Source organism: Mycobacterium sp. E3198 (genome assembly GCF_001667015.1).
Classification (GTDB): domain Bacteria; phylum Actinomycetota; class Actinomycetes; order Mycobacteriales; family Mycobacteriaceae; genus Mycobacterium.
On record NZ_LZIS01000114.1, the window covers coordinates 41,062 to 59,181 of the forward strand.

Below are 18,120 nucleotides of genomic sequence, written 5' to 3' on the forward strand. Positions count from 1 at the left end.
TTGACCAGCAGCGTGGTGGGCGGGTGATCACCAGACGTCACAGGGCAAAACTACGTGCGGCGACGGCCGTTGCGGCTAATCCCACCCCGGGTGGCCGGGGAATCCTCCCCGCATCTCGTTCGGCAGGGCGGGCGCCCGGTACTCGCGCACGTCGACCACCTCGCCGTCGATGTAGTCGGCGGGGCCGCCGTCGCCCGGATAGCCCCGGCGGGCGTCGGCGCCGAACAGCCGCGCGTCGGTGATCAGCGGCATCCGCCGCCGCAAACCGCGCACTCCCAGCGCGGCCAGGCCGGGGCGGGCGAGCGAGCGTATCGGCGGAACCAGCAGCAACAGCCCGAGCGCCGTGGTCACCAGGCCCGGGACCAGGATCAGGACGATGGCCAGCGTGACCATCGTCCCGTCGCTCACCGCGCCGGGGTCCGAGCGCAGCTGCCGGATCTGGCCGACGAGTTGCGACCCCGCCATCGGCGCCAGCACGCCCCACGCGAGCAGCGAGGTGGCCAGAAGCACCAGCAGGGTCCAGCCCCATCCGACCGTCGACACCAGGGCGATGACCGCCGCCAACTCGGCGACGGCGTAAATCAACAGCAGCCGCGACAACATGTCACGGAAACGTCCGCGGGCGGTCCCCGAGTTCCCCTGGTGGCGTCCGTCCCGGCTGCAGTTAGATGACGATATGACAACGATTGAGATCGACACCCCCGACGGACCGATCGATGCGCTGCTGGACGTTCCGCAGGGACAGGGCCCGTGGCCGGGCGTGGTGGTGATCCACGACGCGTTCGGCTACGGCCGGGACAAGCAGGCGACCAACGCGCGCATCGCCCGGGGCGGGTACGTGGCCCTCACTCCGAACATGTACGCCCGCGGCGGCCGCATCCGTTGCATCACCCGGGTCATGCGGGAGATGCAGGCGCAGCGGGGCCGCGCGCTGGACGACATCTTGGCGGCGCGCGATTACCTCAAGGCGATGCCCGAGTGCACGGGGCAGGTCGGCATCGCGGGCTTCTGCATGGGCGGCCATTTCGCCCTCGTCATGTCGCCCAAGGGTTTTGGCGCCTCGGCGCCGTTCTACGGCACTCCCCTGCCGCGCAACCTCGACAAGACCCTGGACGGGGCGTGCCCGATCGTCGCGAGCTTCGGCGCCCGCGACCCGCTCGGCCGGGGCGCGCCGGAGAAATTCCGCGAGGTGACCGAGGCCAAGCAGATCACCACCGACACCAAGGTCTACCCCGGCGTCGGGCACAGCTTCGCCAACACCCTTCCGGCCCAACCGCTGCTTCGCATCACGGGTTTCGGCTACGACCAGGCCGCCACCGACGACGCATGGAAGCGCATCTTCGCGTTCTTCGGCGAACACCTGGCGGCCGGGGCGACGACGTAGCGCCGCGTTTACCTGAAAAAAGCTGCATCACTTCAGCTTTCGCGCTACGACGGTCGCGAAGGTGTGCGTGTCGCCGGGCCAGCGCGCCGAGACGTAGCTGCCGTCGTCGACGACGAATGCCGGGCGCGGGTCGGTGGCGGTGTCGCGCACCATCCCCGATGACTTGCGCCGCCGGTGCGGCGAGCCGCGTTCCACGTCGCAGAAATCGGCCGGATCCTTCAGGGCGCGAGTGACTTCCGCCTGCACCGACATGTACCCGGCGGCCTGGCCGGGCGCCTCGATGTAGGTGCGGTAGTAGTTGCGATCCCAGAACCGGGTGAGGCGGGTGAGATTCCAGGCGGTGCGCTCCATCGCCCAGGTCAGCGCCGTGGTCCTGCGCCCGTACAGCACCGAACGACCGGTGGCGGGATCGATGCTGCGCGCGGCGAGCAGCACGCCGTGACAGATCGCGGCCACGACCAGCCCGCGGGCGAACGCGTCCACCACGAGCCGCTGCAGGATGGGGCTGTCGACGTAGCTGCGCATCCCGCGCGCGCGGTGGCCACCCGGCAGCAGCAGCGCGTCGACGCCCTCGAGCCCGGCCTCCGACCAGCTGACCGGATGCCGGTAGTCGTTTGAGCTCAGCATCTCCCGATACGCGGCGCGGCCGTCCCTGTTGGCCCGCAGCGCCAGCCCGACCAGCGGGACGGCGCCCAGCACGAGCAGCTTCGACCAGACGTCCAGCCCGCGACCGGTCACCATGATGTCGTCGGCGACGCCGGGGGTACCGCTTTCGGTGGCGAACAGCACCCGATGCCCGTCCCGGGTGAGCACGCGCCAGCTGATGGCGACCTCGGTCGGGTCGAAGTCGCGATCCGGAATCGGGATCAGGACGGTGCCCATTTGGTCTAGCTTGCGGCCACTTTTAGTTCGAGGCCGACGTTGTTCTGCATGCCGCCGCGCAGCTTGCTGACGAAGTTGAAGACCTTGCCCACGATGCCGTAGCGCTTGCCGATCGCGTCGTAGACGGCCGCCGTCTGCGACTTGTCGAGGATGGCCGCGGTGCCCTCGACGGCCTCGCTGGTCGGCTTGCCCTGCATGGTGCAGGTGGCGAGCGTGACCCGGGGCGTGTTGCGGATCCGCTTGACCTTCCACGATTTTTCCTGGGTGATGACCAGCAGCCGGTCGCCGTCCGCCGCGGCCCAGATCGGGACCGGCTTCGGCCTACCGTCCTTGGTGAAGGTGGTCAGCAGGATGTACTGCGCCTTGGCGAGGTCGGCGAAGGTGGGCGTCACGGTTGTCAACCTACCGCTGAGCGGGTGCGGCGTTGACATTCGCGTCCATGAGCTGCGATAGTCAGCGGGCGTTAACCGTAAACCCGGTTTTCATTTAAGGACGCCGTAGCACCGACCGAAGCGGGGACAGGTGAGCGACCCGAAGAAGCCAATGGCGTGGTTGCCGTTCGCGATTGCGGAGGCCGCGCTCTCCCCGGAACCGGGCGACGTCGACCTCGCGCGGGCGTGGTCGCACCTGCTGGACAGGCTCCGCGAGGCCGCGCGGGTCGTGGAATCCGAATCGGCCGGCCGGAATCGAGTCGACCGCGCCGCCGGCTTCCGGCATCTGCTGGTATTGCTCACGGCCGGCATCGATGAGGTGCTGCGATTCGATCGGGATCCGACCCTGGCGGTGCAACGCACCGGCACCGACGACGTCGTCACCTGGGGAATGGAGTGTCCGGACTGCATTTACACCCGTGCCGTGCTGCGCGGCGACCGGAGTTACCGGCTGTTCGGCAATCGCGGCACCGCCCGCTACGTCGGGCTGCAGACGATGAACGGCATCGCGGCGACGGCGAACGCACTGGTCGACGAACTCGAGGTTGATGCCGACGGAAATTTTGAGGTGGTGCTGTCGGCCACCGAGCAGGCCGGCAATTGGATGCGTATCGACGGTGAGCATCCCACGCTGACGGTGCGGCACTTCTTCTACGACTGGGACACCGAGGTGGCATCGTCGCTGCGCGTCGAAAGCATCGGAGACACCGTGCCGACCACCACCCGACCGGTCGACGCGGACCATGCGGTGACTCGACAGCTGGTCGCCCTGGGCGATTTCGTCCACGACAACCTGGCGTTCTTCTTGCAGTTCGGGGCGGCGGCCCCGCCGAACGGATTTCTGCCGCCCATCGACCGCACCGATATGGGCGCCGCCGCGGAGAACAGGCCGGTGATCGGCCGGTGGGAGCTGCGCCCCGGCGAGGCGCTCATCGTCGAAGTGGAACCGCCGCAAGGGATTTACTGGAGCTTTTCCATCGGCAACCCGTGGTGGGAAACCATTCACTACGGGCGCCACCAATCCAGCCTGAACGCCCATCAGGCGGCAGTTGATTCCGATGGCCTGGTGCGCGCGGTCTTGTGTGCGGAGGATCCCGGCGTCGCCAATTGGCTCGACACCGCCGGCCACAGCAGCGGCCCCATCATCCTGCGTTGTGTGCGCACCACGACGGCGCCGACGCCGACGACGCGAGTCGTATCCGTCGGCGACGTTCGGGCGGAATTGCCTTCGGACACCGCGATGGTCACGCCCGAAGAGCGGAAATCGATCATGGCGGCACGCGGCCGCGCTGTGCGCGAAAGGTTCGGACGATGACCTTCGACGCTGACGAGTTGGAAGAGGGTGCTTGCGCCGCAACCGGTCTCGATGATTTCGGCTCGCCCTACTATCGCGAGGGCCTCGAACGCATCGTCGCAGCGCTGAACACCGAGGCCGACCTCAACGACATGGGACGCGTCATCCAGCACGCCACCCTCAGCAACGCGCTGACCCAGCGCCTGAAGATCGAGGACGCCTACGCTGCGCACCCCGAGATCGACGACCAGGTGGTCGGCGGGCCCGTCTTCGTCATCGGATTGCCCCGCACCGGGACCACCGCTCTGAGCCAACTGGTGGCGGCCGATCCCCAGTTCCGCTCGTTGCGCATGTGGGAATCGCAGGCACCCACCCCGCCGCCGGAGACGGCGACCGAGCACAGCGACCCCCGGATCGCGCAGGCCCAGGCCGGCCTGGAAATGCTCGACGACATGTTCCCGCTGATGAAAACGCTGTACAACTCCGAACCCACGGCCCCCACCGAATGCCAGGACCTCATGGGTATGAGCTTTCGGACCTTTCACTTCGACGGCGCGGTCCGAGCGCCAAGGTACTTGGAGTGGCTGATGGGCTGCGACATGCGCGAGACGTATACGTTCCACCGGCGGGTGCTCAAGCTGTTGCAATGGCATTGCCCGCCGGTTCTCTGGCACCTGAAGACGCCGGTGCACATGTTCGCCCTCGACGCGCTCGTCGACGCGTATCCGAACGCCAAATTCCTGTGGAGTCACCGCGATCCGGCCAGGGTGATGGGCTCGGTGTGCAGCCTGATCCAGTACGTGCGCAGCTGGAGCAGCGACCGCGACGACGCCATTGAGCTTGGCGCCGAGCAACTCGACAGCTGGGTCGAAGGCGTGCGTCGGGCGATGGATTTCCGTCACCGGGTCGGCGACGACCGATTCGCGGACGTCTCCTTCGCCGATTTGCAAAACGATCCGGTGCGCACCCTGCAGACCAGCTACGAGACATTGGGGTTGACCTTTACCGACGCCTCGTTGCGCGCGGTCACGCGATGGGCGCGAGCGCACCGGCCGGGTTCGCGCGGCAGCCACGACTACCAACTGGCGGACTACGGCCTGACGCCCGAAGGTGTTCGTGAGCGGTTTGCGGACTACCTCGCCGCCTACGATGCGACGGCCTGACGCGTGGTCACTCCTCGAACGCGTCGACGCGACAAACTGCCACCAGACCCGGCGGTGCGCCGCGAAATCCTGGCCGCCGCGTCAATGACGCTGCGAGAGCAGGGAGTTCGCGGCGTCAGTATCGCAGCCGTTCTCGAACGCGCGTCGTTGGGCACCCGCGCGTTCTATCGGCATTTCGAGTCCAAGGACGCACTCGTGGCCGCGCTCTTCCTGGAAATGGCGCGGGTGGAAGAACGGCGACTACGCCGGCGCATGGCTGCCGCCACCACGGAGATCGGCGCCGTGGCGGCGTGGATCGACGGACGGCTCGACCTGGCGTTCGACGACAACATCAAATCCGACCTGCGCCGTGTGTCGCTGGAGGCCCAATCGCAGATGTTCGCCTCCCCCGAACTTGTCCAGCCGGCCTACGAGCGATTGCTCACGCCGCTGAGCGAAACGCTTCGACACGGATTGGAGCGCCAAGTGTTCCGTCACATCGATCCGGTGATCGACGCGCAGGCCATCCACGCCGTGGTGTGGGCGGCCATCGAGCGGCAATGGGCAACCGGTGTTTGTGACCGCGACAACGTCCGCCAACGCGCGCTGCGGTTCTGCTTGGGCGGGCTGGGCGTGCCGGCAAAAGCGATCGCCCAGGTTTAGCCAACCGCAGACAAACCGAAGGGAGACACGGATGGACCTGGGCTTCACGGGAGCGACGGCCGTGGTTACGGGCGGCAGCAAGGGTATGGGGCTGGCCATCGCCGAAACCCTTGCAGCCGAAGGAGCCAGCGTGGCGGTGATGGCCCGGGGCCAAGAGGCGCTCGATGCCGCCGTGGCATCGCTGCGCGAGGCGGGCGCCCCGGATGCCGTGGGGATCAGCGTGGACATGGCCGACGCCGAGTCCATCGCCGATGGCTTCGCCGCGATCTCCGAGCGTTGGGGAAGACTCAACAGCCTCGTCCACACGATAGGACCGGGCGACGGCTATTTCGAGCAGATGGACGACGCGCAATGGAACGACGCCTTTGCCCTCGGCACGATGTCGGCCGTGCGATCGATCCGCTCCGCCCTGCCGTTGCTGCGCTCCGCGGAGTGGGCCCGCCTCGTGACGCTGTCCGCGCACTCGATTCAGCGGCAGAACCCGCGCATCGTCGCGTACACGGCCTCGAAGGCGGCGTTGGCCAGCATCACAAAGAACCTGTCCAAAAGCCTTGCCAAGAACGGCATCCTGGTCAATTGCGTGTGTCCCGGGACCATCGTGACCGCCAGCTTCACCGAGGTCCTGAAAGACATCCTCGCCGCCGACGGCCTCGACGCCACCAACCCGGTGGACGTCATGACCTGGATCGACAACAACTTTCACCAGCCCTGCGATCTCGGTCGCGCCGGCCTCCCCGAAGAGGTCGCCTCCATCACCGCCTATCTGGCGTCGCGGCGAAACGGCTACGTCACGGGCGCCACGGTCAACGTGGACGGCGGCTCGGACTTCATCTGACAGGCTGCCGGCTCAGCCTTCGGGATCGGGTTTGGCTAACCGACGGCGAATTGGGCGGAGAGCACCCGCCGTACCCGCCGCAGTGGGGTCGGCGAGCGTTGCGCCACGGCCATGATGACCGCGCCCTCCACGGCGGCAACCGCGGTGGTGGCCAGGTCGGCGGCCGCCGATCGCTCCACTCCCGCTTCGCGGAGGAGCCGGGCCAAGAGGCCCTCCCACGCGCTGAAGGCCCCCGCCGCGGCATCGGCGGCGGCGGGCGCCTCCGCGCGGCCCAGCGTCGCCGCGACGATCGGGCAGCCCGCCGTGTAGTCGCTGTCGGCCAGCATCGCTTCCCACGCCTGCAGGAAGGCCGCCACGGCCCGCGCCGGATCGGCGTCCTGCACGCACTCCTCGAGGACGGCGGTGAGTTCGGCGCCGGCGGCGTCGGTTGCCGCCTGCACGAGTTCCGGTTTGCCGCCCGGGAAGTTCAGATAGAGCGTTCGGCGCGCCAGGCCGGAGTGGTCGAGCAGCGCCGACACGCTGGCGCCCGCGACCCCGGCGGTGCGAACGAGCGCAATGGCGCTGGTAATCAGACGCTCCCGTGCAGACATCGACCTTCCTCACCCTCGGCGTTCGGCACCCGCTTGCGGTAGACCGATCATTCTACTAGATTGAGCCAAGATAGTAGACCGATCGATCTACCGCCGGAGGCTAACGATGTCGAACGACGCGGCTGACCCCATCACCACCCGGCGCGCGGTCCGGAAGTTCCGCAGGGAGCGCCTGATCGGGCGCTACCTCGCCAATCCCACCGTGGCTTTGCTCGGCCGCCTCGGCATCCGGACGACGTTCGCGACCGAGCTCGAAACGACCGGACGGAAGTCGGGGTCCCGTCGCCGCGTTCCGGTGTCCGCCAATTTCGACGACGACGGCGCCTGGATCATTTCCCAGCACGGGCGCCGGTCCGGGTGGGCCCTCAACGTCGCGGCCGAACCCAAAGTGCGCATCCGGCAACGGAACCGGTGGCGTTCCGGTGTCGCCCGGTTCGAGCCCGACGACGACCCGGCGAAGCGGGCCGGCACGTTCGCGACATCGCGGCTGTGGTCACCGGTCGTCGCCGCGACTTTCCGCGCCCTGCAATCCGACCCGATCAGCGTCCGCATCGACTTCACGGACTGACTCACACCGGCGAGTAGCTAGCCTTCCAGGTCGCCCTCGGTCTCGAGCAGCGTCTGGCGCAGGCCGTCGAGCGTGTCCGGTTGCGGCTGCGCCCACATGCCGCGGCCCGCGGCCTCCAGCAGCCGTTCGGCCATGCCGTGCAGCGCCCATGGGTTGGATTCCGCCATGAACTTCCGGTTCTCGGCGTCCAGCACGTAGCGCTCGGTCAGCTGCTCATACATCCAGTCGGCCATCACCCCCGCGGTCGCGTCGTAGCCGAACAGGTAGTCGACGGTCGCCGCCATCTCGAACGCGCCCTTGTAGCCGTGCCGGCGCATCGCCGCCATCCAGCGCGGATTGACCACGCGCGCGCGGAACACCCGGGTGGTCTCCTCCGACAGCGTCCGGGTGCGGATCGCGTCGGGCCGGGTGTTGTCGCCGATGTAGGCGGCGGGCGCCTGGCCGGTCAGCGCGCGCACGGTGGCGACCATCCCGCCGTGGTACTGGAAGTAGTCGTCGGAGTCCGCGATGTCGTGCTCGCGGGTGTCGGTGTTCTTGGCCGCCACGGCGATCCGCCGGTATTGGCGATTCATGTCGTCGACGGCCTCGCGCCCGTCCAGATCGCGCCCGTAGGCGAAGCCGCCCCAGGCGGTGTACACCTGCGCGAGGTCGGCGTCGTCGCGCCAGTTGCGGCTGTCGATGAGCTGCAGCAGCCCGGCGCCGTAGGTGCCGGGCTTGGATCCGAATATCCTTGTGGTGGAACGCCTTACGTCGCCGTGCTGGGCCAGGTCGGCCTGCGCGTGCGCGCGCACGTAGTTGTCCTCGGCGGGCTCGTCAAGCTCGGCGACCAGCCGCACCGCGTCGTCGAGCATGGTGACGACGTGCGGGAAGGCGTCGCGGAAGAAGCCCGAAATGCGCACGGTGACGTCGATGCGCGGGCGGCCCAGCTCGGCCAGCGGGATCGGCGTCAGGCCGACGACGCGCCGCGACGCGTCGTCCCAGACCGGCCGGACGCCCAGCAGCGCAAGCACTTCGGCGATGTCGTCGCCCGCCGTGCGCATCGCCGAAGTGCCCCACACCGACAGCCCCACCGATTGCGGCCATTGCCCGTGGTCGGCCCGGTACCGATCCAGCAGCGAATCTGCCAGGGCCACACCGGCTTCCCAGGCCAGCCGCGACGGCACCGCCTTGGGGTCGACGGAGTAGAAGTTGCGCCCGGTGGGCAGGACGTTGACCAGGCCGCGCAGCGGCGAACCCGACGGACCGGCGGGGATGAACCGCCCGTCCAGCGCCCGCAGCACCTGGTCGATCTCGGCGGCGGTGCCGGCCAGCCGGGGCACCACCTCGGTGGCCGCGAACCGCAGCACCGCTGCGACGTCGGGGTCGTCGGTGAGCCGGTCGGCGGCGCCGGGATCCCAGCCGGTGGCCTGCAGCGCGCCGACCAGTGCCCGGGCCGCGGCCTCGGCCCGGTCGACCGACGACCGTTCGTCGGTGCCGTCCTCGGCCAGGCCGAGGGCCTGCCGCAGTCCGGGGAGGACCTGCTCGCCGCCGAACAGCTGCCGTGCCCGCAGGACGGCCAGCACCAGATCGAGTTCGGCCTCCCCCGTGGGCTTCTGGCCGAGGACGTGCAGCCCGTCGCGGATCTGGACGTCCTTGATCTCGCAGAGCCACCCGTCGACGTGCAGGATCATGTCGTCGAAGGCGTCCTCGGCGGGCCGCTCGCTCAGCCCGAGGTCGTGGTCCATCTTGGCGGCGCGGATCAGCGTCCAGATCTGCTGGCGGATGGCGGGCAGCTTGCCGGGATCCAGCGCGGCCACGTTCGCGTGCTCGTCGAGCAGCTGCTCCAAACGCGCGATGTCGCCGTAGGTTTCGGCGCGCGCCATCGGCGGGATGAGATGGTCGACGAGCACGGCGTGCGCGCGCCGCTTGGCCTGGGTGCCCTCGCCGGGGTCGTTGACCAGAAACGGGTAGATCAGGGGCAGGTTGCCCAGCGCGGCGTCGGGCCCGCAGGCCGCCGACATGCCCAGCGTCTTGCCGGGCAGCCATTCGAGGTTGCCGTGCTTGCCGAGGTGCACGACGGCGTCGGCGTGGAACCCGGCATCGAGCCAGTGGTAGGCCGCCAGGTAGTGGTGGCTGGGCGGCAGGTCCGGGTCGTGGTAGATGGCGACCGGGTTCTCCCCGAAGCCGCGGGGCGGCTGGACCATCAGGACCAGGTTGTCCGCTTGCATTGCGGCGATGACGATCTCGCCGTCGCGGTCGCGGGTGCGGTCGACGAACACCTCGCCCGGCGGCGGGCCCCAGTGCGCCACCACGGCGTCGACGAGCTCGGTCGGCAGCGTCGCGAACCAGGCGCGGTAGTCCTTGGCGGACACCCGGATCGGGTTGCCGGCCAGCTGGCCGTCGGTGAGCCAGTCGGGGTCTTGGCCGCCGCGTTCGATCAGGGCGTGGATCAGGGCGTCGCCGTCGCCGGCCTCGACCCCCGGCAGATCGCCCACCCGGTAGCCGCGCTCGCGCATCGCCCGCAGCAGCGCGACCGCGCTGGCCGGGGTGTCCAGCCCGACCGCGTTGCCGATGCGGGCGTGCTTGGTGGGATAGGCCGAAAAGACCAGTGCCACCCGCTTGTCGGCGGGCGCGACGTGCCGCAGCCGGGCGTGCCGGAGCGCCAGGCCCGCGACCCGCGCGCAGCGTTCCGGGTCGGCCACATAGGAGATCAGCCCGTCGTCGTCAATCTCCTTGAACGAGAACGGAACCGTGATGATGCGGCCGTCGAACTCGGGCACCGCGACCTGGCTGGCCACGTCGAGCGGGCTCAGGCCGTCGTCGTTGTCGCGCCATTGCTCCCGGGGGCTGGTCAGGCACAGCCCCTGCAGGATCGGAATATCCAGGGCCGCAAGGTGTTCGACGTTCCAGCTGTCATCGGCGCCGCCGGCGGACACCGCGGCCGGCCGCAGCCCCCCGGCGGCCAGCACGGTGACCACCATGGCGTCGGTGTCGCCGAGCCGGTGCAGCAGTTCGGGTTCGGCCGTGCGCAGCGAGGCGCAGTAGACGGGCAGCGCGCGCCCGCCGGCGTCTTCGATGGCCCGGCACAGCGCCTCGATGTAGGCGGTGTTGCCGGCCAGCTGCTGGGCGCGGTAGTAGAGCACCGCGATGGTGGGGCCGTCGGTCATTCGGGCATCCGGCCGGTCCAGCTCGCCCCAGGTCGGGGTCACCACGGGCGGGGCGAAACCGAAGCCGGTCATCAGGACCGTGTCGGACAGGAAGGCGTGCAGCTGGCGCAGGTTGTCCACGCCGCCGTGGGCGAGGTAGATGTGCGCCTGGACCGCGATGCCGGCGGCCAGGGTGGACAGGCCGGTCAGTTCGGCGTCGGCGGCCTGTTCGCCGCTGACCAGCACCGTCGGGACGCCGCTCGCGAGCACGGCGTCGATGCCGCTCTGCCAGGCGCGGTAACCGCCCAGGATGCGGACCACCGCGATCGAGGCGCCCGCCAACAGCTCCGGGAGTTCCTCGTCGGACAGGCGCGACGGGTTGGCCCACCGATAGTTCTTGCCGCTGGAGCGGGCGCTGATCAGGTCCGTATCGGACGTCGACAGCAGCAGGATGGTCGGCTCAGCCACCCATCATTCGTACCGCAGCGTCGCCGCGATGCGGGCGGCGACCTCGCCGGCGACCCGCTTTGCCTCCTCGCTCGTCCCCGGCTCGTAGCGATCCGCGACCGGGTCGTAGTCGGCGCCGGCGATCGACCCGTGGTCGGCGGCCAGCTCCACCAGCTCGACAGGCCACCCCACTTCCTGCAGCTGCGCGGCGAACGCCCTGCTGGCGGCCACCGGCACGGCGTCGTCGGCGAGGCCGTGCAGCAACGTGAACGGTGCACCGACGCGGTCGGCGGACACCATCTCGGAGGGCCGGCGACCGGAAATCGGGTCGTGGACCATGAAGGCGCCGGCCAGGCAGACCGTGTGCGCCAGGGCGAGGTCGAAGCGCGCCGCGTCCAACGTCAGGCCCGCGGCGGCGCAGCCCCCCATGGACCACCCGACGAGCACGAGGGCGGCGTCGGTTGCGAGGTCGCGGGCGAAGTCGAGCGAGCGCAGCAAGTCGGCGCGCCCGCCGTCGTCGGCGTGCGAATTCCAGTCGGGGGCCACCACCGCCGCGCCGCGGTCGGCCAGCATGCCGGCCAGGGGGCGGACGGCGGCGCGCGCGTCGGTCTGCATGCCGTGCCACAGCAAGACCGTGGGTTGCGCTGAGTCGCCGAACACGTCGACCAAACGCCCCGGGGCGTACTCCTGCGTCCTCACGGGGACGAGTGTGCCCCGGCGGATGCGGATCCAATCGCGCCGAACGTGCACCCAGGGCGAAAAATTCGCGCGAACCACGCCGCCAATTCACACTCGGCGCAACACTGTGCTGATGAACGTCTCCGGAAAAACTGTCGCCGTCACCGGCGGTGCTCGCGGAATCGGCCTGGCCATCGCCACGGCCCTGCACGGGTTGGGCGCCCGAGTGGCCATCGGGGACGTCGACGAGGCGGCCGTGCGGGAGGCGGGTGGCAGGCTGGGGCTGACCGTGTGCCGGGCGTTGGACGTGACGGACCGGCAATCCTTCGCCGGTTTTCTCGACGCCGTCGAGGCCGAGCTGGGGTACCTCGACGTGCTGGTGAACAACGCCGGGGTGATCGCCGCGGGCGGCGCGGTCGACGAGCCCGACGCCGTCACCCGGCGGGTCCTCGACGTCAACGTCGTCGGCGTCATCCTGGGCACCAAGCTGGCCGCCGAACGAATGCTGCCGCGCGGTCGCGGGCACATCGTCAACATCGGGTCGATGGCCAGCGTGCTGCCATGCGCGGGCATCGCCACCTATTGCGCCACCAAGCACGCCGTGCTCGGCTACACCGACTCGGTTCGCATGGAGAACCGTGGCCGCGGCGTCCACTTCTCGACCATCATGCCGACCCTGACGAACACGGAAATGATCGCGGGTGTCGGACACGCCCGGGGCTTCAAGAACGCCGAGCCGCAAGACGTCGCCCGCGCCGTCGTCGGCGTGATCGCCAAACCCAAACGGCGCGTGGTCGTCCCGCGTTCGATGGGCATCCTGGCGTCGGTGCAGCGACTGATGCCGCAGGGCATCGCGGAGGCGATCGGACGCGCGGCAGGCACGGACCGCGTCTTCACCAGCGACCTGGACACCGGCAAGCGCCAGGGTTACGCGCGGCGGACGGGAACGTCCTGACCTAGGCGGTCGCCACCCGCTTGCTGCCGAAGACGCGTTCCTGCATGGCGGTGTCGCCGAACGAGTGGGCCTTGACGACCTTGCCGTCGCGGAACTCGAACACATCGGCCTCGTCGGCGCTCTCGTCGCCGACGCTGACGCGGGTCAGGACGATGACCACGTCGCCGTCGGCGAGGTAGCGCTTCGCCTCGACCTTGGTCGCCTTCTCCGCCAGCCGCATGAACAGTTCGGTGAGCTCGTTCTTGCCCCGATACGTGCCGCCAATCATGCTGTCGCCGTTGATGGTCCACTCGGCCGAGTCGCTGAAGACGCCCAACGCCGCTTCGAGGTCACCCGCGGTGAATGCCTCGTAGCCCTGCTTGGTCACCTCGATGTTGTCGTTCGACATCTGACTTCCCTTCTCTTCCTCGCGGTTAACTGGGACACCCGCCGGCCGACGGCCCCTGGCTCGGGCGACGCGCCGCACAATCGACGGACGGAACAACCGGGCCGGCGGGTCGACCATCGCGGTGACCCGCATGAACTGCCCGGCGACGACGGGGTCGACCTCGACGGCGGTCAGCACCCGCTCCAGGAAGGCGTTGCTGAGGCGCATCGACATCGACCGGCGCCCCTCGACTTCGGGAAGCGCCAGGTCGGAGCCGGCCGCGGTCTGCCACGCCACCCGGACGGTTTTCGCGGACGTGCGGAAGAAGCGTCGCGGCAGGCCGCGATACCCGCGACGCAGGCAGTCGCGCAGCACCGTCGCCTCGATCGCGGCGACCGTCATGCCCTGCCCGTAGATGGGATTGAAGCTGCACACCGCGTCGCCCACCACCAGCAGGCCATCGGGCGTGCGGCGCATCTTGTCGTAACGCCGCCAGCGGTTCGAGGGCACGCGATGGTGCACCACCGCGCCCAGCGGTTCGGCCGCGCGCAACGCGTCCAACACCGGGGCGGGCACGAAATCCTCCGCGTATTCGATCATTTCGGCCGTCGCGCCCGGCGGTTGCAGCCCGGCCATGGCTCCCACCCCGAACATCCAGGTGTCGTTTTCGTTTCGGATCAGGCCGAACATCTTGGGCCGCCCGGGCTCGGGGAAAAGGGCGATCATGTGTTGGCGGATCGCGCCGGGCTTCAGGCGCAGCAGCTGGCACGCGTAGGCGAGCTGCACCGTCACCTCGTCCTCCCGCGGGCGGCCGTAACCGAGTTCCTCCAGGAACACCGGCATGCGAGACCCCCGGCCGGTCGCGTCGATGACGAGGTCCGCAGGCAGCGCCTTGCCGCGCTCCAGGACGCGGTCCACGACCCTGGCCCCGATGACACGGTCACGAGCCGGCGTGGTCATCAGGCCGACCACGTCGTGGCATTCGAGGAACGTGATGTTGGGAAACGCCTTCACCCGCCGGCGCACGTTCCATTCCAGCAGCGGCCGACTCGGGAAGAGGACGACGGGCGGGTTCGGCGCCCTGCCGGATCGCGGCGTGGTGTGCCCGCCCACCGAGATCGACACCTTCGAGAAGTCGCCGTCGTCCCAGATGCCGGCGCCGTTGGCGGTGAGTTCGTCGACAAACCCGGGGAACAGCTCGTCGAGAACCTGCGTGCCGCGCGCGGCCAGGGCGTGGATCAGCCTGCCCTGCGGAACGCCGCGGCGGTTGATGGGATGCAGCGGCAGGATGTCTCGCTCCACCACCGTGACCCGGTCGTAGAAGTCGGCGAGCACGCGGGCCGCCAGCAGGCCGCCCATGCTCGCTCCCAGCACCACCGCATGACCACCGCGTTGTTCCATTCCACGCTCCTGAACTGGACGAAATGGGGCAATCGCAGTGTCCGGCTCGGCGTTGCCGGGCGGCTAGCGTAGTCGGCTACTCAACCGGTGCGGCGGCGGACGTAGCGTGTGGTGATGGCCCGAGACCGCGACGCCGACGCCTGCCCCGGCGCGCTGCAGGTGCACCAGGCCGCCGACGGCGCGCTCGTGCGGGTCCGGCTGCCCGGCGGCGCCATTTCCGCCGCCCAGCTGGCGACGCTGGCCGGCGTCGCGAGCGGGTTCGGCTCGGGCACGCTCGAGCTGACCGCGCGGGGCAACGTGCAGGTGCGCGGCATCACCGACGTTGCCGCGGTCGCCGAGGTCATCGCGGGCGCCGGGTTGTTGCCGTCGCCGACGCACGAGCGGGTCCGCAACATCGTGGCGTCTCCGCTGTCGGGCCGGGTCGGCGGGGCGGCCGACGTGCGCGGGTGGGTGCCCGAGCTCGACGCGGCGATTTGCGCCGAGCCCCGGCTGGCGGAGCTGGGTGGCCGGTTCTGGTTCGCCGTCGACGACGGCCGCGCCGACGTATCCGGACTGGGCGCCGACGTCGGCGTGCACGCGCTGGACGACGGCGTCGCCCTGGTGGTGACCGGCCGGGACACCGGCGTCCGGCTGGCCGCCGGCGACGTGGCGCAGGCGCTGGTCGCGCTGGCCGTGCGGTTCGTCGGGATCCGCGGAAAGGCTTGGCGCGTCGGCGAATTGGCGGATCTCTCTGAACTGCTGCCCGGCGCCGACATGAGCGCCGCACCGTTCCCGCCCGTCACGAAGGGCCCGGTGGGGTGGATCAACCAGCACGACGGCCGGGTGACGCTGGCCGCGGCGGTGCCGCTGGGCGTGCTGCCCGCGCGGGTCGCGGAGTTCCTGGCCGCGATCGAGGCTCCCCTCGTGGTCACGCCGTGGCGGTCGGTGCTGGTGTGCGATCTCAGCGAAGAGGTAGCGGACACTGCCCTGCGGGTGCTGGCGCCCCTGGGGCTGGTCTTCGACGAGAACTCCCCCTGGCTGAGCGTCAGCGCCTGCACGGGCAGCCCGGGTTGCGCGCACTCGGCGGCCGACGTGCGGACGGACGCCGCGCTGTCGCTGCAGGCGGGCGATCCGGATGCCGGCGGGCACCGTCATTTCGTCGGCTGCGAGCGGGCGTGCGGCAGCCCGCCGGCCGGCCAGGTGCTGGTCGCGACCGGACAGGGATACCGGCTGCTCCGCGACCAGCCCTTAAGGTGAGCGGGTGCTCGACTACATCCGCGACGCGGCCGAAATCTACCGGCAGTCGTTCGCGGCCATCCGCGCCGAAGCCGACCTCGCGAGGTTTCCGGCCGACGTCGCGCGGGTGGTGGTCCGGTTGATCCACACCTGCGGGCAGGTCGACGTCGCCGACCACGTCGCCTACACCGACGACGTCGTCGCGCGGGCCGGCGCCGCGTTGCGCGGCGGGGCCCCGGTGCTGTGCGATTCGTCGATGGTGGCCGCCGGGATCACCGCCGCCCGGCTGCCGGCGGGCAACCGGGTCGTGTCGCTGGTGGCCGATCCGCGCGCGGCCGAGCTGGCCGCACGCCGGCGCACCACCCGTTCGGCGGCCGGCGTGGAGCTGTGGGCCGAGCAGCTGCCGAGCGCGGTGCTCGCGATCGGCAACGCCCCGACCGCGCTGTTCCGGTTGCTGGAGCTGATCGACGAGGGTGTTTCCCCGCCGTCGGTGGTGCTCGGCGGGCCGGTCGGGTTCGTCGGGTCGGCGCAGTCCAAGCAGGAGCTGATCGACCGTCCGCGCGGGATGTCCTACCTGGTGGTGCGCGGCCGCCGCGGCGGCAGCGCGATGGCGGCGGCGGCGGTCAACGCGATCGCGAGCGACGCCGAGTGAGCGCCCAAAGGGGCACCCTCTGGGGCGTCGGGCTGGGGCCCGGCGACCCCGAGCTGGTGACCGTCAAGGCCGCCCGGCTGATCGGCGAGGCCGACGTGGTGGCCTACCACAGCGCCCGGCACGGCCGCAGCATCGCCCGCGGGATCGCCGAACCATACCTGCGGCCCGGCCAGATCGAGGAGCACCTGGTCTATCCGGTGACCACCGAGGCGACCGACCATCCCGGCGGCTATTCGGGCGCGCTCGAAGACTTCTACACCGAGGCGACGCAACGCATCGCCGCGCACCTCGACGCCGGTCGCGACGTGGCGCTGCTGGCCGAGGGCGACCCGCTGTTCTACAGCTCCTACATGCACCTGCACACTCGGCTGACGGAGCGGTTCGACGCGGTCATCGTCCCGGGCGTGACGTCGGTGAGCGCCGCCTCGGCGGCCATCGCCACGCCGCTGGTGGCCGGCGACGAGGTGCTGTCGGTGCTGCCCGGCACCCTGCCGGTGGCCGAGCTGACCCGCCGGCTCGCCGACGCCGACGCCGCCGTCGTGCTCAAGCTGGGCCGCTCCTATCCCGCTGTGCGCGAAGCGCTTTCGGCGACGGGTCAGCTAGACGACGCATTCTACGTCGAGCGGGCCAGCACGTCCGGGCAGCGGATACTGCCCGCCGCGGAGGTCGACGAGGCCGGGGTGCCGTATTTTTCGCTGGCCATGCTGCCGGGTGGGCGTCGGGGGCACCGGCCGTCAGCGGCCGGCACGGTCGCGGTGGTGGGATTGGGTCCGGGCGACAACGACTGGATGACGCCGCAGAGCCGGCGGGAGCTGGCCGCCGCCACCGACCTGATCGGCTACGGCGGTTACCTGGATCGCGTCCCGGTCCGCGAGGGGCAACGGCGCCACCCGAGTGACAACACCGACGAACCCGCGCGCGCCCGGCTGGCGTGCGCGCTGGCCGAGGAGGGGTGCACCGTCGCGGTGGTGTCGTCGGGCGATCCCGGGGTGTTCGCGATGGCCACCGCGGTGTTGGAGGAGGCCAAACAGTGGCCGGGGGTGCGGATCCGGGTGGTGCCGGCGATGACGGCCGCGCAGGCCGTGGCCAGCCGGGTCGGCGCGCCGCTGGGCCACGACTACGCGGTGATCTCGCTGTCCGACCGGCTCAAGCCGTGGGAGGTGATCTCCGCGCGGCTGGCCGCCGCCGCGGCCGCCGATCTGGTGCTGGCCATCTACAACCCGGCGTCCAAGGCGCGGACCTGGCAGGTGGGCGCGATGCGCGACGTGCTGATGGCCCACCGCGAACCCGGTACCCCGGTGGTGATCGGCCGCGACGTGTCCGGGCCGGAGGAAGACGTCCGCGTGGTGCGGCTCGCCGATCTCGACCCTGCCGAGGTCGACATGCGCTGCCTGCTGATCGTCGGCTCGTCGCAAACACAGTGGTACACAGACGATCTCGGCGACCGGGTGTTCACCCCCCGGCGCTACCCGGGGTGACGACCGCGGCTTC

At 70.3% G+C, this 18,120-nt stretch carries 17 protein-coding genes; 10 read left to right on the plus strand and 7 right to left on the minus strand.

The window, feature by feature from the left end; genetic code table 11:
- Positions 1-75 precede the first annotated feature (75 nt).
- A complete protein-coding gene (locus A5673_RS12950; RefSeq protein WP_068232406.1) occupies positions 76-603 on the minus strand; it encodes an FxsA family protein in 528 nt (175 codons plus the stop codon).
- 73 nt (positions 604-676) lie between these two features.
- On the opposite strand from A5673_RS12950, the gene A5673_RS12955 reads away from it, so the two are divergent.
- Positions 677-1,384 (plus strand): dienelactone hydrolase family protein, encoded by a 708-nt coding sequence (locus A5673_RS12955; RefSeq protein WP_068232409.1) that lies wholly within the window; start codon positions 677-679, stop codon positions 1,382-1,384.
- A 27-nt stretch (positions 1,385-1,411) separates the two neighbouring features.
- Here A5673_RS12955 and A5673_RS12960 read toward each other — a convergent pair whose 3' ends face one another.
- Together A5673_RS12960 and A5673_RS12965 are read right to left on the minus strand one after the other, a co-directional pair.
- On the minus strand, positions 1,412-2,266 hold the full coding sequence (locus A5673_RS12960) for a type 1 glutamine amidotransferase domain-containing protein (protein WP_068232412.1): 855 nt from the start codon (positions 2,264-2,266) through the stop codon (positions 1,412-1,414).
- 5 nt (positions 2,267-2,271) lie between these two features.
- Positions 2,272-2,658, minus strand: coding sequence for a PPOX class F420-dependent oxidoreductase (locus A5673_RS12965; protein ID WP_068232417.1), 387 nt, complete (start codon positions 2,656-2,658; stop codon positions 2,272-2,274).
- Between the two features lie 130 nt (positions 2,659-2,788).
- Here A5673_RS12965 and A5673_RS12970 point away from each other — a divergent pair, with 130 nt between their 5' ends.
- From A5673_RS12970 to A5673_RS12985, 4 genes are read left to right on the plus strand one after another with little or no spacing between them, the layout of a single operon-like run.
- On the plus strand, positions 2,789-4,012 hold the full coding sequence (locus A5673_RS12970; RefSeq protein WP_197518367.1) for a hypothetical protein: 1,224 nt from the start codon (positions 2,789-2,791) through the stop codon (positions 4,010-4,012).
- Entirely contained in the window at positions 4,009-5,154 is a 1,146-nt protein-coding gene (locus A5673_RS12975) for a sulfotransferase (RefSeq protein WP_068232422.1), read from the plus strand. The genes A5673_RS12970 and A5673_RS12975 overlap by 4 nt, the downstream gene beginning before the upstream one ends.
- A 3-nt stretch (positions 5,155-5,157) precedes the next feature.
- Positions 5,158-5,796 carry a TetR/AcrR family transcriptional regulator gene (locus A5673_RS12980; protein WP_068232425.1) on the plus strand — a complete coding sequence of 213 codons (639 nt, stop codon included), beginning with the start codon at positions 5,158-5,160 and terminating at the stop codon, positions 5,794-5,796.
- 31 nt (positions 5,797-5,827) lie between these two features.
- The gene (locus A5673_RS12985) at positions 5,828-6,631 is read left to right on the plus strand and encodes an SDR family NAD(P)-dependent oxidoreductase (RefSeq protein WP_068232428.1); all 804 of its coding nucleotides are present in this window, start codon (positions 5,828-5,830) and stop codon (positions 6,629-6,631) included.
- A gap of 35 nt (positions 6,632-6,666) precedes the next feature.
- On the opposite strand, the gene A5673_RS12990 is transcribed toward A5673_RS12985, so the two are convergent.
- Complete coding sequence (locus A5673_RS12990) at positions 6,667-7,221, minus strand: TetR/AcrR family transcriptional regulator (protein ID WP_068232431.1); 555 nt, start codon at positions 7,219-7,221, stop codon at positions 6,667-6,669.
- A 106-nt stretch (positions 7,222-7,327) separates the two neighbouring features.
- On the opposite strand from A5673_RS12990, the gene A5673_RS12995 reads away from it, so the two are divergent.
- A complete protein-coding gene (locus tag A5673_RS12995; RefSeq protein ID WP_068232434.1) occupies positions 7,328-7,789 on the plus strand; it encodes a nitroreductase/quinone reductase family protein in 462 nt (153 codons plus the stop codon).
- Positions 7,790-7,806: 17 nt separating this feature from the next.
- Here A5673_RS12995 and cobN read toward each other — a convergent pair whose 3' ends face one another.
- Entirely contained in the window at positions 7,807-11,382 is a 3,576-nt protein-coding gene (gene cobN / locus A5673_RS13000; RefSeq protein ID WP_068232436.1) for a cobaltochelatase subunit CobN, read from the minus strand.
- Positions 11,383-11,385: 3 nt separating this feature from the next.
- Positions 11,386-12,060: a S9 family peptidase gene (locus tag A5673_RS13005; RefSeq protein WP_068232477.1), complete on the minus strand. Its 675-nt coding sequence runs from the start codon at positions 12,058-12,060 to the stop codon at positions 11,386-11,388.
- Between the two features lie 112 nt (positions 12,061-12,172).
- Here A5673_RS13005 and A5673_RS13010 point away from each other — a divergent pair, with 112 nt between their 5' ends.
- Positions 12,173-12,994, plus strand: a complete 822-nt coding sequence (locus tag A5673_RS13010; protein WP_068232439.1) for an SDR family oxidoreductase — start codon at positions 12,173-12,175, stop codon at positions 12,992-12,994.
- Between the two features lies 1 nt (position 12,995).
- Here A5673_RS13010 and A5673_RS13015 read toward each other — a convergent pair whose 3' ends face one another.
- Positions 12,996-14,762 carry a nuclear transport factor 2 family protein gene (locus tag A5673_RS13015; RefSeq protein WP_068232442.1) on the minus strand — a complete coding sequence of 589 codons (1,767 nt, stop codon included), beginning with the start codon at positions 14,760-14,762 and terminating at the stop codon, positions 12,996-12,998.
- 114 nt (positions 14,763-14,876) lie between these two features.
- Here A5673_RS13015 and cobG point away from each other — a divergent pair, with 114 nt between their 5' ends.
- From cobG to A5673_RS13030, 3 genes are read left to right on the plus strand one after another with little or no spacing between them, the layout of a single operon-like run.
- A complete protein-coding gene (gene cobG / locus A5673_RS13020; RefSeq protein ID WP_068232480.1) occupies positions 14,877-15,998 on the plus strand; it encodes a precorrin-3B synthase in 1,122 nt (373 codons plus the stop codon).
- A gap of 4 nt (positions 15,999-16,002) precedes the next feature.
- Positions 16,003-16,629: a precorrin-8X methylmutase gene (locus tag A5673_RS13025; RefSeq protein WP_068232445.1), complete on the plus strand. Its 627-nt coding sequence runs from the start codon at positions 16,003-16,005 to the stop codon at positions 16,627-16,629.
- Positions 16,626-18,107 (plus strand): precorrin-2 C(20)-methyltransferase, encoded by a 1,482-nt coding sequence (locus A5673_RS13030; protein ID WP_068232447.1) that lies wholly within the window; start codon positions 16,626-16,628, stop codon positions 18,105-18,107. Before A5673_RS13025 ends, A5673_RS13030 begins: the two co-directional genes overlap by 4 nt.
- The last annotated feature ends 13 nt before the right edge of the window (positions 18,108-18,120 follow it).

Coding starts and splice junctions, on each gene's coding strand:
- A5673_RS12975 (WP_068232422.1), top strand. CDS start 4,009: ATGACCTTCGACGCTGACGAGTTGGAAGAGGGTGCTTGCGCCGCAACC.
- A5673_RS13010 (WP_068232439.1), top strand. CDS start 12,173: ATGAACGTCTCCGGAAAAACTGTCGCCGTCACCGGCGGTGCTCGCGGA.
- cobG (WP_068232480.1), top strand. CDS start 14,877: ATGGCCCGAGACCGCGACGCCGACGCCTGCCCCGGCGCGCTGCAGGTG.
- A5673_RS13015 (WP_068232442.1), bottom strand. CDS start 14,762: ATGGAACAACGCGGTGGTCATGCGGTGGTGCTGGGAGCGAGCATGGGC.
- A5673_RS12950 (WP_068232406.1), bottom strand. CDS start 603: ATGTTGTCGCGGCTGCTGTTGATTTACGCCGTCGCCGAGTTGGCGGCG.
- A5673_RS12995 (WP_068232434.1), top strand. CDS start 7,328: ATGTCGAACGACGCGGCTGACCCCATCACCACCCGGCGCGCGGTCCGG.
- A5673_RS12990 (WP_068232431.1), bottom strand. CDS start 7,221: ATGTCTGCACGGGAGCGTCTGATTACCAGCGCCATTGCGCTCGTTCGC.
- A5673_RS12985 (WP_068232428.1), top strand. CDS start 5,828: ATGGACCTGGGCTTCACGGGAGCGACGGCCGTGGTTACGGGCGGCAGC.
- A5673_RS12960 (WP_068232412.1), bottom strand. CDS start 2,266: ATGGGCACCGTCCTGATCCCGATTCCGGATCGCGACTTCGACCCGACC.
- A5673_RS12955 (WP_068232409.1), top strand. CDS start 677: ATGACAACGATTGAGATCGACACCCCCGACGGACCGATCGATGCGCTG.